Annotated in this window: 11 protein-coding genes, 2 rRNA genes and 2 pseudogenes; 14 read left to right on the forward strand and 1 reads right to left on the reverse strand. The window is 66.3% G+C overall.

What is annotated here, in order from left to right; translation table 11 throughout:
- From FOS14_RS02135 to recN, 8 genes are all read left to right on the forward strand, one after another.
- Positions 1-405: ribosomal RNA gene (locus FOS14_RS02135) — 23S ribosomal RNA — on the forward strand; the annotation flags it as partial.
- A 97-nt stretch (positions 406-502) separates the two neighbouring features.
- Positions 503-619 (forward strand): 5S ribosomal RNA (rrf, locus tag FOS14_RS02140).
- Between the two features lie 105 nt (positions 620-724).
- Positions 725-1,537 carry a tetratricopeptide repeat protein gene (locus FOS14_RS02145; protein ID WP_143768633.1) on the forward strand — a complete coding sequence of 271 codons (813 nt, stop codon included), beginning with the start codon at positions 725-727 and terminating at the stop codon, positions 1,535-1,537.
- A 3-nt stretch (positions 1,538-1,540) separates the two neighbouring features.
- On the forward strand, positions 1,541-2,572 hold the full coding sequence (locus tag FOS14_RS02150; protein WP_143768634.1) for an HAD-IIA family hydrolase: 1,032 nt from the start codon (positions 1,541-1,543) through the stop codon (positions 2,570-2,572).
- Positions 2,573-2,583: 11 nt separating this feature from the next.
- Positions 2,584-2,829, forward strand: coding sequence for a hypothetical protein (locus FOS14_RS02155; protein WP_255450012.1), 246 nt, complete (start codon positions 2,584-2,586; stop codon positions 2,827-2,829).
- 1 nt (position 2,830) lies between these two features.
- Complete coding sequence (locus FOS14_RS02160) at positions 2,831-3,646, forward strand: TlyA family RNA methyltransferase (protein WP_143768635.1); 816 nt, start codon at positions 2,831-2,833, stop codon at positions 3,644-3,646.
- The gene (locus FOS14_RS02165) at positions 3,643-4,578 is read left to right on the forward strand and encodes an NAD kinase (protein ID WP_143768636.1); all 936 of its coding nucleotides are present in this window, start codon (positions 3,643-3,645) and stop codon (positions 4,576-4,578) included. The genes FOS14_RS02160 and FOS14_RS02165 overlap by 4 nt, the downstream gene beginning before the upstream one ends.
- Positions 4,568-6,346, forward strand: a complete 1,779-nt coding sequence (gene recN, locus FOS14_RS02170; RefSeq protein WP_143768637.1) for a DNA repair protein RecN — start codon at positions 4,568-4,570, stop codon at positions 6,344-6,346. The genes FOS14_RS02165 and recN overlap by 11 nt, the downstream gene beginning before the upstream one ends.
- Here the strand turns inward: recN and FOS14_RS02175 are convergent.
- Complete coding sequence (locus FOS14_RS02175) at positions 6,343-6,777, reverse strand: SRPBCC family protein (protein WP_143768638.1); 435 nt, start codon at positions 6,775-6,777, stop codon at positions 6,343-6,345. The two genes, recN and FOS14_RS02175, sit on opposite strands and share 4 nt — an antisense overlap.
- 154 nt (positions 6,778-6,931) lie before the next feature.
- Here FOS14_RS02175 and steA point away from each other — a divergent pair, with 154 nt between their 5' ends.
- The 6 genes and pseudogenes from steA to FOS14_RS25410 all read left to right on the forward strand — a co-directional run.
- Positions 6,932-8,119, forward strand: a complete 1,188-nt coding sequence (gene steA, locus FOS14_RS02180) for a putative cytokinetic ring protein SteA (protein ID WP_143768639.1) — start codon at positions 6,932-6,934, stop codon at positions 8,117-8,119.
- Complete coding sequence (locus tag FOS14_RS02185; protein WP_143768640.1) at positions 8,116-9,048, forward strand: copper transporter; 933 nt, start codon at positions 8,116-8,118, stop codon at positions 9,046-9,048. Before steA ends, FOS14_RS02185 begins: the two co-directional genes overlap by 4 nt.
- Before the next feature lie 158 nt (positions 9,049-9,206).
- On the forward strand, positions 9,207-10,991 hold the full coding sequence (locus tag FOS14_RS02190) for a CTP synthase (RefSeq protein WP_143768641.1): 1,785 nt from the start codon (positions 9,207-9,209) through the stop codon (positions 10,989-10,991).
- Between the two features lie 4 nt (positions 10,992-10,995).
- Positions 10,996-11,640, forward strand: a complete 645-nt coding sequence (locus FOS14_RS02195) for an NUDIX domain-containing protein (protein WP_143768642.1) — start codon at positions 10,996-10,998, stop codon at positions 11,638-11,640.
- A 10-nt stretch (positions 11,641-11,650) separates the two neighbouring features.
- A pseudogene (locus FOS14_RS25405) lies at positions 11,651-12,340 on the forward strand (site-specific integrase); the annotation flags it as partial.
- A gap of 213 nt (positions 12,341-12,553) precedes the next feature.
- A pseudogene (locus FOS14_RS25410) lies at positions 12,554-12,838 on the forward strand (tyrosine-type recombinase/integrase); the annotation flags it as partial.
- Positions 12,839-12,889: the final 51 nt, after the last annotated feature.

Raw genomic sequence — 12,889 nt, forward strand, 5'->3', positions numbered from 1 at the left:
CACCTCGATGTCGGCTCGTCGCATCCTGGGGCTGGAGTAGGTCCCAAGGGTTGGGCTGTTCGCCCATTAAAGCGGCACGCGAGCTGGGTTTAGAACGTCGTGAGACAGTTCGGTCTCTATCCGCCGCGCGCGTTAGAAACTTGAGGAAGGCTGTCCCTAGTACGAGAGGACCGGGACGGACGAACCTCTGGTATGCCAGTTGTTCCACCAGGAGCACCGCTGGTTAGCTACGTTCGGAAGGGATAACCGCTGAAAGCATCTAAGCGGGAAGCCCGTTCCAAGATAAGGTTTCTCCCACCCTCGAGTGGATAAGGCCCCCCACAGACCATGGGGTTGATAGGCCAGAACTGGAAGCCCAGCAATGGGTGCAGGTGACTGGTACTAAACGGCCGAAGACTTACCACAAAACACATCAAAAAAACAAAAACCGCGTCCACTATGCAACCCTGAAACAACACACACGTGAAAACCGAAAATTTCACCGTGTAGAATTTCATAGAGTTACGGCGGCCACAGCGACAGGGAAACGCCCGGACCCATCCCGAACCCGGAAGCTAAGCCAGTCAGCGCCGATGGTACTGCACCCGACAGAGTGTGGGAGAGTAGGACACCGCCGAACACAACCCAGAAAAGGGGGGACCCACTATAGGTCCCCCCTTTTCGTATTTGATTACAGTTATTCATATCCATTTCTGATCCTTCGGCGAATGGAAAGGTAGTCCGCGTGTCGAAGAACAGCGACGATCGCAAGCCCTTCACTGGTGGCAGGCCAGCGGGCGGCGGGCGGCCTGCGCATCAGCGCGGCGGCGGTCGACCTTTCAGCCAGGGCCGAGATTCTGCGCCGCAGCGCCGACAGAATCGGCCTGAGGAGCCAGAGCTGCCTGAGGACGTGCAGGCGGCAGACCTCGAACCATCGGTCCGCAGGGACCTGCTCAGCCTCGACAAGGGGAACGCCGAAGCGGTGGCGCGGCATCTCGTGATGGCGAGCCGGCTGGTAGACGAGGACCCGGAACTCGCGCTCAAGCATGCGCGGGCTGCTCGACAGCGCGCCGGGCGTATCGCCGTCGTACGCGAAACCGCCGGGGTGACCGCGTATCACGCCGGGGAGTGGGCAGAGGCCCTCGCCGAGTTGCGGGCCGCGAAAAGGATGGGTGGGGCAACCAAACTGCTTGCGGTGATGGCGGATTGCGAACGGGGTCTGGGCCGCCCCGAGCGTGCCATCGAACTGGCCCGCGGCGACGAAGCGCGGGCGCTCACCGGCGAAGAAGCATCGGAACTGCGGATAGTGCTCGCTGGCGCGCGCATGGATCTGGGGCAGGTGGACCAAGCGGTCGTGACCCTCCAAGGCGGAGACCTCAACCCGTCCCAGACCGGTTCCGCCGCCGCCCGCTACTTCTACGCCTACGCCGATGCGCTCACAGCGGCAGGCCGCAAGGATGAGGCATTGACCTGGTTTCTCAATGCCGCGGCCGCCGACGTCGACGGCGAAACCGATGCGGAGGAGCGGGTCGCCGAGCTCTCCGACGAGCACGAGTAACCGATGGGGACGGACTCGCTCGCCGACCGCTACGAGGCGTTGCTGTTCGACCTCGACGGCACTCTGTATGTGGGCGGACAAGCGATACTCGGCGCCGTCGACGTGCTCGCTCAGCTGCACCGCGCCCGACTGTTCATCACGAACAACGCCAGCCGCAAACCGGAAGATGTCGCTGAACACCTTGCGGAGCTAGGCTTTTCAGCGAGCGGCCAGGACGTCGTGACCAGTGCGCAGGCGGCTGCGCACGTGCTGTCGCAACGCCTGCCTGCGGGTGCTGCGGTGCTGGTCGTCGGGACGGATGCGCTCCGCGGGGAAGTCGCCAACGTCGGTTTGCGACCGGTGCGCCGTTTCGACGAAGACGTCGACGCTGTAGTTCAGGGCCACTCGACCGAGACCTGCTGGCCCATTCTCGCCGAGGCCGCCTATGCCATTCGATCCGGCGCGCTCTGGGTCGCGTCGAACACGGACACCACCCTGCCCACCGAACGGGGTCTCGCGCCTGGCAACGGTGCGATGGTGGCCGCATTACGCACGGCCACCGGTGCCGAACCAGTCGTCGCAGGAAAGCCAGCGCCCCCGCTGATCGAAGATGCGCTTGCTCGCGTCGGCACCAGGTCCGCCCTGGTCGTTGGAGACCGGTTGGATACCGATATCGCCGGCGCGAACGCGGTAGGTATCGACTCGTTGCTGGTCCTGACCGGCGTCAGTACCGCCGACGACCTGTTTCGCGCCGATCCGAGTCTGCGCCCGACGTTCGTCAGTTTCGGACTCGATGCGCTGCATCAGCCCGTCGAGGATCCCGATTCGGACTGGCGGGTGAGCGGCGATGGCGAGAATCTGATTTTGGCGGGCGCCGGTGATCCGCTGAGCGCGCTCGTGGCTGTGGCTCGGCAGGCGTGGCAGCGACCGAATTTTGCCGCGGTCGAAGCCGCAGACGACAATGGCGCACAAGCGATTTCGGCATGGGCGCCAGACCGGCACCGCCGTGGACCCGCAGGCCGCGCCCTGCGCGCTACGGAATCGGTGATCGGCTAGCGTTGACCCCGATGAATATCCCGACTCCACGCACCGTCTCGGACCGCGCGCAGCCGCATCCGGGGCTCATGCCGCACCAGGGTGCGGACGAACGGCAGATGGCCGACCCGGACCGGGTCCGGGCTGACATCGCCGAATTGCTGGCGGAACTGAGCTTGGCGCAACCAGCCGGCACCGATCTGACCGCCCGCGCCCGGCTGCTCGAGCAAGCACACGACGTCCTCGTCGACGCGCTGGCGACCGTGGACAAGATCTGAGGTGGTCCGCAAGGCTCGGGTCGACGCCGAGTTGGTCCGCCGCGGACTGGCCCGGTCGCGCGAGCATGCCGTCGAACTGATCGCCGCTGGCAGGGTGCTGATCGCCGGCACCGTCGCCACCAAGCCGGCCACCTCGATCGATCCCGCGACCGCCCTGCTGGTCCGCGAGGAACCCGATGAGGTCCGCTGGGCTTCGCGCGGAGCGCACAAGCTGCTAGGTGCGCTGGCTGCGTTCGAGCCGCTGGGATTGTCGGTGGACGGGCGTAGGGTTCTCGATGCTGGAGCGTCGACCGGTGGCTTCACTGACGTCCTGCTTTCCCGCGGTGCCCGTGAAGTCGTTGCCGTTGACGTTGGCTACGGTCAATTGGTGTGGCGTCTGCAGTCCGATGAGCGAGTTCGCGTGCTCGACCGGACGAATGTGCGCTCGATCGATCCGGAATCCATCGGTGGCGCGGTCGACATGGCGGTGGCGGATCTGTCGTTCATCTCCCTCGGCCTGGTGCTACCGGCGCTGGCGCGGTGCCTCTCGCCGGGCGGCGACCTCGTGCCGATGGTGAAACCCCAGTTCGAGGTCGGCAAGGACCGAGTCGGCTCCGGCGGAGTGGTCCGCGACCCGGTGCTGCGTGCCGAGGCCGTCGCGGGGGTAGCGGCGCAAGCCGGCCAGCTGGGGTTGCAGACGCGTGCCGCGGTGGCCAGCCTGCTGCCCGGTCCGTCGGGAAATGTCGAGTACTTTCTGTGGCTTACCGAAGGTGCGCCACAAGATCCGAACGACACCAGACAACTGATCGAGCGAGCAGTGCAGGAGGGGCCGCAGTGAGCAAACCCGCGCCACAGCGCCGTGAGATCCTGCTCGTTGCCCACCCGGGACGCGCGGAGATCACTGAAACCGCGTATCGGGTCGCGCAGATCTTCGACGATGCCGGAATCGCATTGCGGGTGCTCTCCGACGAGGCCTACAGCGCCGGTATCGAACCTGGGCCGCACACCTTCACCGTGACCGCGGTCGATCACACCCCCGACGCGGCACTCGGCTGTGAAATGGTCCTGGTCCTGGGTGGCGACGGCACCTTCCTGCGGGCCGCCGAACTGGCGCACCCCGCATCGGTGCCGGTCCTCGGCATCAATCTGGGCCGTGTCGGCTTTCTCACCGAGGCGGAGGCTGAACACCTCGACGAGGCGCTGGGCCAGGTGGTCCGCGGCGAGTACCGCATCGAGCACCGGATGACGCTGGATGTCGCTGTCCGCGTGGATGACCGGGTCGTGGACCGCGGCTGGGCGCTGAACGAGGCCAGCATCGAAAACGATTCGCGCATCGGGGTGCTGGAGGTGGTGTTGGAGGTCGACGGCCGGCCGGTGTCGTCCTTCGGCTGTGACGGCGTGCTGATTTCCACCCCGACAGGTTCCACTGCCTACGCCTTTTCCGCGGGTGGGCCGGTGGTGTGGCCGGAGCTCGAAGCCTTGCTGGTGATCCCGAGCAACGCGCACGCGCTGTTCGCCCGCCCGCTGGTGACCAGCCCGGAATCGGTGATCGCGGTCGAGACGGTCGCCGGTGGCCACGACGCGGTCGTTTTCCTCGACGGTCGTCGGACCATCGCATTACCGCGCGGTGGACGCGTCGAAGTGGTGCGCGGCGCGAACCCGGTCCGCTGGGTGCGCCTCGACTCTGCGCCGTTCGCCGACCGGATGGTGCGAAAGTTCGAACTGCCGGTCACCGGATGGCGGGGAAGGAACCGCGGAAGTGCTGGCTGAGATCAGGATCGAGGGCCTCGGCGTCATCACGAAGTCCAGCGCGCAGTTCCACTCGGGACTGACCGTACTGACCGGTGAGACCGGGGCGGGCAAGACGATGGTCCTCACCGGGCTGCATCTGCTCAGTGGTGCCCGCGCCGACGCCGGCCGGGTCCGCCTCGGCGTGGAGCGTGCAGTGGTCGAGGGCCGATTCAGCACGGATGACGTCACACCTGCCGCGCTTGCGCAGGTTGAAGAAGTCCTTGAGTCCACCGGCGCAACCCGCGACGAGGACGACACCATCATCGCCGCGCGGACCGTCAACGCCGACGGCCGATCCCGCGCCCATCTCGGCGGGCGCAGTGTGCCGGCGGCGGCACTGTCGGCGTTCACCGACCCGCTGCTCACGGTGCACGGACAGAACGACCAACTGCGGCTACTGCGCCTCGATGAGCAGCGCCGCGCACTCGACCAGTTCGCGTCGGACACCGTCGGTCCGCTGCTGGCCAAGTACGCCGACCTGCGGCGGCAGTGGCTCGAAGCGCGCACCGAGCTTGTCGAGCGCACCTCACACAGCCGCGAACTTGCCCTCGAAGCCGACCGGCTGCAACATGCGCTCAACGAAATCGACGCGGTAGCGCCCGAACCGGGCGAGGACACCACCATCGCCGCGGAGGTACGCCGGCTCGGTGACCTCGACTCGCTGCGCGAGGCGGCATCGACAGCGCACGCGGCGTTAGCCGGCGCAAGCGGTGAATTCACCAGTGGCACAACAGACTCTGACGGTGCCCTGGACCTGCTCGGCACCGCACGTTCGCGGCTGGAGTCGTGCGACGACCCGGCGCTCGCTGCGCTCGTGCCGCGGTTCGACGATGTCATCGCCGTCGTCATGGATCTCAACTCCGACATCGGCGGATATCTGGCCGGCTTGCCGTCGGATCCGAACGCGCTGGAGAACCTGCTGAACCGCCAGGCCCAGCTCAAGCTGCTCACGCGCAAGTACGCCGCTGACATCGACGGCGTGTTGGCGTGGGCCGAGCAGAGCCGGCAACGACTGGCCAAGATCGACGTATCCAGCGAGGCACTGACCGAACTGGCTGCGCGCGTCGATGAACTGGCGGACAAGCTCGAAGTGGCGGCGAAAAAGCTGACCGCCGCGCGCGTGAAAGCCGCGGCCAAGTTGGCCAAGGCGGTCAGCGCCGAACTCGCCGGGCTCGCGATGGGCAAGGCCGCGCTGGAAGTGATCGTGCGCGAAGTTCCGGCCGCTGCGGACGACTCCGCGCCACTGCGGATCGGCGGACGCGAGCTGCACGCCGGGTCGCACGGTGTCGACGAGGTCGAGTTCCGGCTCAGCGCCCACTCGGGTGCACAGTCGTTGCCCATCAACAAAAGCGCCTCGGGTGGTGAGTTGTCGCGGGTAATGCTCGCGCTCGAGGTCGTGCTGGCCGGCTCGGAGCACGGCACGACGATGGTTTTCGACGAGGTGGATGCGGGCGTGGGTGGTCGGGCCGCCGTCGAGATCGCGCGCAGGCTGGCCAAGCTCGCCCAGACTCACCAGGTGATCGTGGTGACGCATCTGCCGCAGGTGGCGGCGTTCGCCGACACCCATCTGGTGGTGGACAAGTCCGAGAACGGCAAGGGCGTGATCAACAGCGGGGTGCGGTCGCTGTCCAGCGACGAGCGAGTCGCCGAGTTGGCCCGGATGCTGGCCGGCCTCGGTGACACCGAGACCGGCCGGGCCCACGCGGAGGAGTTGCTCGCCACCGCGCGGGCCGCGCGAGTCGGTTAGCTGTTCGCCTTGCGGGTGGCTTCCTTCTTCGCGCCGTTGACGAAAGTGGTGATGAGCGCCTTCAGGCCCGCCCGTAGAACCGGCTCGGGCACCGGCAGTTTCGGCTCCGAGTCCATGGTGTAGACGACGCGGGTGCCGGTGCCGGCGTCAGAGAACTCGATCTGGCCGGTGTGGCTCTTGACCGGCACGCCGCCGACGACCTTGTACGAAATCCGCTGTCCCGGAACAAGCTCGGTGATCTGCTCGCGGACTCCGACAGGGCCGATCCCCAAGAAGTGAACGGCGCCGACGCCCTGACGCTCGACGGTGCCGGGTGTTTCCAGCCGGGTCTGCACCGGCAGGAAATTGCCGTTGTTTTCCCGGTCGGCGAAGATGTCGTAGACCAACTGGCGGGGGGCTTCGATAACCGTGTCGACGGTGTAGGCGGTCATAAGGTTCCTCCTCATCTCTGCGATTTGCTGAGCCTATCCGTCGCCGGGTCGAACGGGATTCCCGGTAAGCGGCCTGGTGCTTGTGTGACGGTTGTGGTAATTGATTCGGCGCGCCTCCACCTGTCCACGGAAATTGGACGCCATCATTGCCGACATGAGAATGCCGGCGCTGCTCTCCCGTAACACTGACTCGCTGCCCGGACTGACGGGCATTGCCCGCGTCGACCGCGACACCACCCGCCTGCTTCGCCGGGTCGGCCCGGGCGACGTGGTAGTCCTCGACGAACTCGACCTCGACCGCATCACCGCGGACGCGCTGGTGGAGGCCGGCGTGCTCGCGGTGGTCAACGCCTCACCGTCGATCTCCGGCCGCTACCCCAACCTCGGCCCCGAAGTGATTGTGGCGAACGGGATTACGCTCGTCGACACGATCGGCGAAGACGGCCTGCGCAAGATCAAAGACGGCACCAAGATTCGCATCGACGAAGGTGTCATCTACAACGGTGAAAAGCGCCTGGCCGAAGGCTTCGAACTCGGTGAGGCTGAGATCTCCGACCGGATGATCGAGGCAAAGAATGGCCTGCAGGATCACCTCGAGGCGTTCTCCGGCAACACCATCGAATTCATCCGCACCGAAAGCCCCCTACTCATCGACGGAATCGGCGTCCCGGACATCGACCTGGACCTCGAGAACCGGCACGTGGTGGTCGTCGCCGAGGATCCCGGTCACGCGCAGGACCTCAAGGCCATCAAGCCGTTCATCAAGGAATACGCGCCGATCCTCATCGGTGTGGGTCAGGGTGCGGACACGCTGGTCAAAGCCGGTTACCGCCCAGACCTGATCGTCGGTGATCCGGAAACCATCACCGGTTCCACACTCAAATGCGGTGCCGAAGTGGTGCTTCCGGCCGACCCGGACGGACATGCCAAGGGACTGGACCGGATTCAGGATCTCGGCATTGGCGCCGTCACCTTCCCCGCGTCGGGCTCGCCGGCAGATCTGGCCCTGCTACTCGCCGACCACCACGGCGCGTCGCTCATCGTCACCGTCGGCAGCACCGCGTCGCTGGACGAATTCTTCGACCGCAGCCGGCGCAACAGCAACCCCGCGACCTTCCTCACCCGCCTCAAGGTAGGTCCTAAACTCGTTGACGCCAAGGCGGTTTCGACGCTCTACCGCAGCCGCGTCTCGGGTGGTGCGATCGCCCTGCTGATTCTCGCGGCGCTGATCGCCGTGATCGTCGCCGTGTTCGCCTCCAACATGGGGGCAGAGGTGGTGGATTGGGCGATCGCCACCTGGAACCGGCTGGCGCTGTGGGTTCAGGGGCTCGTCACCCCATGATTTCTATGCGTTACCACGCGGTCTCGATCGCGGCCATCTTCGTCGCGCTGGCGGTGGGAATAGTGCTGGGCTCCCAGACGCTGGCGTCGGGCCTGTTGTCCGGCTTGCGCAACGACAAGTCGGACATCCAGAAGCACGCCGACGAACTGCAGGACAGCAACAACCAGTTGCAGGTCCAACTCGGCGGCGCCGACGGCTTCAACGCCGCGATGGCTGGCCGGATCGTCAAAGACACGCTGGCGCAACGCACAGTAGTGGTCTTCACCACACCGGACGCGGATCCCGGCGACATCGATTCCGTGACGAAGCTGATCCAGGCCGCCGGTGGCACCGTCACCGGCAAGGTCGGCCTGACCTCGGCATTCATCGATCCGAACAATGCCGACCGGTTGCGCACGACGCTCACCAACGTCATTCCGGCCGGCGTTCAGCTCAAGACCGGCGCGGTCGACCAAGGCAGTCTCGCTGGCGACCTGCTCGGATCCGTTCTGTTGCTCGACGCGCACACCGCCGCGCCGCAGAGCACACCGCAAGAGATGACGCTCGCGCTCGACACGTTACGCAGTGGCGGATTCCTTGCCTACGACCAGATCAGACCCGCCCAGTTGGCCGTGGTGATCTGCGGCAACGGCGGCGGACCGGCCAACTCCGGCACAGTGGTCGGCCGCTTCGCCGCGGCGTTGGACGCCCGCGGGGCGGGCACCGTACTGGCCGGGCGATCGCCGTCGGCCGAGGGGGACGGCCCGATCGCCGTGGTGCGCTCCGATGCGGGCCTGTCGGCGGGCACCACCACGATCGACGACATCGAACGAGAGGCTGGGCGGATCACGGTGCCGCTGGCTCTGCAGGAACAACTTTCCGGAAATGCGGGCCGCTACGGAACCGGGCCGAAGGCCACCGCGGTGACGGTTGGCGCCACTGGCAGCTAGTGCCTCGTCGTTGACGGGGCACGAGCAAAACCTAACCGTGCGGGCGCGTTGTGCGCGCTGCGTGCGGCAGCAAGTGTTACCGTGAAGACCCGTGGGTCGGCAGGCCCCAGCACCACTCCAGAGCCAAGTCCTGCAGCGTCATCACGGGAGCTGTTTTAGTGCAGTCAAGTGCGGGGTCACCATACGCGGGCCAGCAATCACGGATTCATTCGCGCACCGCAACAAAGCACATCTTCGTCACCGGTGGGGTGGCATCGTCGTTGGGCAAAGGCCTGACCGCATCGAGTCTCGGTCAATTGCTCACCGCGCGTGGTTTGCGGGTCACCATGCAGAAGCTCGACCCGTACCTCAACGTCGACCCGGGAACCATGAATCCCTTCCAGCACGGCGAGGTGTTCGTCACCGAAGACGGCGCCGAGACCGACCTGGATGTCGGCCACTACGAGCGCTTCCTCGACCGCGACCTATCCGGGTACGCGAACGTGACCACCGGCCAGGTGTATTCATCGGTGATCGCCAAGGAGCGCCGCGGCGAGTACCTCGGTGACACGGTGCAGGTGATTCCGCACATCACCGACGAGATCAAAAGCCGGATCCTGGCGATGGCGGTCCCGGCTGTGCCCTCCGGTCGCTCCGCAGGCTCCGCTGCTGCCCAGGACCAGACACCCGACGTCGTCATCACCGAGATCGGCGGCACCGTCGGCGACATCGAGTCCCAGCCGTTCCTCGAGGCAGCGCGTCAGGTCCGCCACGACGTCGGCCGGGAAAACGTCTTCTTCCTGCACGTCTCGCTGGTGCCCTACCTCGCGCCCTCGGGCGAACTCAAGACGAAGCCGACCCAGCACTCCGTCGCGGCATTGCGCAACATCGGTATTCAGCCCGACGCTTTGATCTTGCGTTGTGATCGCGAAGTCCCGCAGGCGCTCAAGGGCAAGATCGCGCTGATGTGTGACGTCGATGTCGACGGCTGCATCTCGACGCCGGATGCCCCCTCCATCTATGACATCCCGAAGGTTCTGCACCGGGAAGGCCTGGACGCCTACGTTGTTCGACGACTCGGCCTGCCGTTCCGGGACGTGGACTGGACGGTCTGGGGTGACCTGCTCGAGCGGGTACATCAACCGCGCGAGACGGTGACGGTGGCGCTGGTGGGCAAGTACGTCGATCTGCCCGATGCGTATCTCTCGGTTACGGAGGCGCTGCGGGCCGGCGGCTTTGCGCACCGTGCGAAGGTGCAGATCCGTTGGGTGCCGTCCGACGAATGTGCGACACCCCAGGGCGCGCATGCCGCATTGGCTGATGTCGACGCGATTTTGATCCCTGGCGGCTTCGGAATCCGCGGCATCGAAGGCAAGCTCGGCGCGATCACGTTCGCCCGGACGCGCAAAATTCCGTTGCTCGGACTGTGTCTCGGCTTGCAATGCGTGGTCATCGAGGCCGCCCGCTCCGTCGGGCTCGAGACCGCCAACTCGGCCGAATTCGATCCAGACACAGAACATCCGGTGATCTCGACGATGGCCGATCAGGAGCAGGCCGTCGCGGGTGAGGCCGATTTGGGTGGCACCATGCGCCTCGGCGCCTATCCGGCCGTTCTCACCAAGGGCTCCGTGGTGGCGCAAGCATACGGAACCGAGCACGTGTCCGAGCGTCATCGTCACCGCTACGAGGTCAACAACGTCTACCGCGACAAGATCGCCCAGAGTGGACTGCAGTTCAGTGGCACGTCTCCCGACGGGCACCTGGTCGAGTTCGTCGAACTGCCCGCGAATGTGCACCCGTTCTTCGTCGCCACGCAGGCGCATCCGGAGCTGAAAAGCCGACCGACGCGCCCACACCCGTTGTTCTCCGCGTTCATCAACGCAGCGCTGCGCTACAAACTCGCCGAGCGGCTGCCCGTCCACGTGCACGGTGACGAGGACCTGCTCGACGGCGAGGCTGAGTAGGGGTATGAGCCAACCGCGGCACAACTTCGAAACCGTTTCCAGCAAAACCGTTTACGAAGGCGCGATACTGGCGCTGCGACTCGACCAGGTCGCGATGCCGGGTGGGCGCGTCGCCGAGCGCGAAGTGGTCGAACATCACGGCGCCGTGGCGGTCGTCGCGGTCGATGCCAACGACAAACTTGTTCTCATCGACCAGTACCGGCACCCGGTCGGCCGAAGGTTGATCGAACTCCCGGCGGGTCTGCTCGACAAGGTCGACGAGGACCCGCTCGAAGCCGCCAAGCGCGAACTCGCCGAGGAAACCGGCATGGGCGCGCGAGACTGGTCTGTGCTGGTCGATGTGGTGCTCTCCCCGGGCTTTACCGACGAGGCGTTGCGGGTCTACTTGGCGCAGGACCTGTTCGAAGCCACCCGTGACGAGCCCGAATTGGAAGAGGCGGACATCGAACTGGTCCGAATTTCAGTGCCAGACGCCATTGGGGCCGCGCTGCGCGGTGAAATCGTCAATGCCACGGCCGTTTCCGGCATCCTCGCCCTGGCCGCTGCGCGGGCGTCCGGCTTCCACTTGCGACCCCCCGACGCGGATTGGCCGGGAAAACCAACAAAATTCGCGCGTCGAAAAGCCGAAGGCGGCACCGCCAAGGGTTAGCGTGGACGCGATGAGCGTGCTGGCCTCCGAAATGCAGTCCTACCTCGACCACTTAGCGGTCGAGCGTGGTGCTGCGGCAAACACACTCAGCTCCTACCGGCGCGACCTCGACCGCTACCGGCAGTTCCTCACCGACCGCAGCATCTGCTCGCTCGGCGGCGTGCAGGAGTCGGACGTCAGCGAGTTCATGGTGTCGCTGCGGCGCGGCGACACCGAGGCGAAACTCCCAGCACTGGCAGCAAGTTCCGCGGCACGGGCACTGATCGCCGTGCGCGGATTGCACAAATTTGCGGCCGCGGAAGGAATCACCCAGACCGACGTCGCGCACTCGGTCAAACCACCGACGCCCGGTCGCAGGCTGCCGAAGTCGCTTCCACTCGGCGACGTCATTGCGTTGCTCGAAGCGGCAGGCGGGCCCGAAGACTCCGCCGGACCGCGCGGGCTGCGCGACCGCGCGCTGCTGGAACTGCTCTACTCGACCGGCGCCCGGATCTCCGAGGCCGTCGGGCTCGACGTCGATGACATCGACTTCGACAACCGGGCAGTCGTATTGCACGGCAAAGGCGGCAAGCAACGGCTCGTGCCGATCGGTAGGCCGGCGATCGCCGCGATCGACGCGTACCTGGTTCGGGGCCGTCCGGCTCTCGCTGCGGCGCGCGCGCGGACCCGGGTTGGTGCCACCTACGGCCGGGCCCGGCGGTCATCGGCCGTGCTGTCGGCGCGCGCGTCAGGTCCGCCGCATCCGAATGCTGGTCCCGCTCCGGTGCTGGATGGTCGCTCCGCAGGCTCCGCTCCGGTGTCCTCTGGTCGCTCCGCAGGCTCCGCTCCGGTGTCTTCTGGTCGCTCCGCAGGCTCCGCTCCGGTGTCTTCTGGTCGCTCCGCAGGCTCCGCTCCGGCGCTCGATGGCCGCTCCGCCGCTCCGGCCCTCTTTCTCAACGTTCGCGGTGGCCGACTCTCCCGCCAGAGCGCCTGGCAGGTCCTCCAAACCGCCGCAGACCGGGCCGGCATCACCGCGGGTGTCTCACCGCACACACTGCGCCATTCCTTTGCCACCCACCTGCTCGACGGCGGCGCGGATGTTCGCGTTGTGCAGGAACTGCTCGGTCACGCCTCGGTGACCACCACCCAGATCTACACGTTGGTCACCATCGGATCCCTGCGCGAGGTGTGGGCCGGCGCACATCCGCGCGCACGGTAGTCCGCACGTCACCCGCCAAGTGGTGTCGCACTGCGGTCGATCGACTGCAGT

The sequence above is a fragment of the Skermania sp. ID1734 genome (genome assembly GCF_007489285.1).
Lineage (GTDB): Bacteria > Actinomycetota > Actinomycetes > Mycobacteriales > Mycobacteriaceae > ID1734.

What these genes read in the sequence shown, in the direction of transcription:
- FOS14_RS02175 (WP_143768638.1), bottom strand. Translation starts at nt 6,777, where the DNA reads ATGACCGCCTACACCGTCGACACGGTTATCGAAGCCCCCCGCCAGTTG.
- steA (WP_143768639.1), top strand. Translation starts at nt 6,932, where the DNA reads ATGAGAATGCCGGCGCTGCTCTCCCGTAACACTGACTCGCTGCCCGGA.
- FOS14_RS02150 (WP_143768634.1), top strand. Translation starts at nt 1,541, where the DNA reads ATGGGGACGGACTCGCTCGCCGACCGCTACGAGGCGTTGCTGTTCGAC.
- FOS14_RS02185 (WP_143768640.1), top strand. Translation starts at nt 8,116, where the DNA reads ATGATTTCTATGCGTTACCACGCGGTCTCGATCGCGGCCATCTTCGTC.
- FOS14_RS02195 (WP_143768642.1), top strand. Translation starts at nt 10,996, where the DNA reads ATGAGCCAACCGCGGCACAACTTCGAAACCGTTTCCAGCAAAACCGTT.
- FOS14_RS02155 (WP_255450012.1), top strand. Translation starts at nt 2,584, where the DNA reads ATGAATATCCCGACTCCACGCACCGTCTCGGACCGCGCGCAGCCGCAT.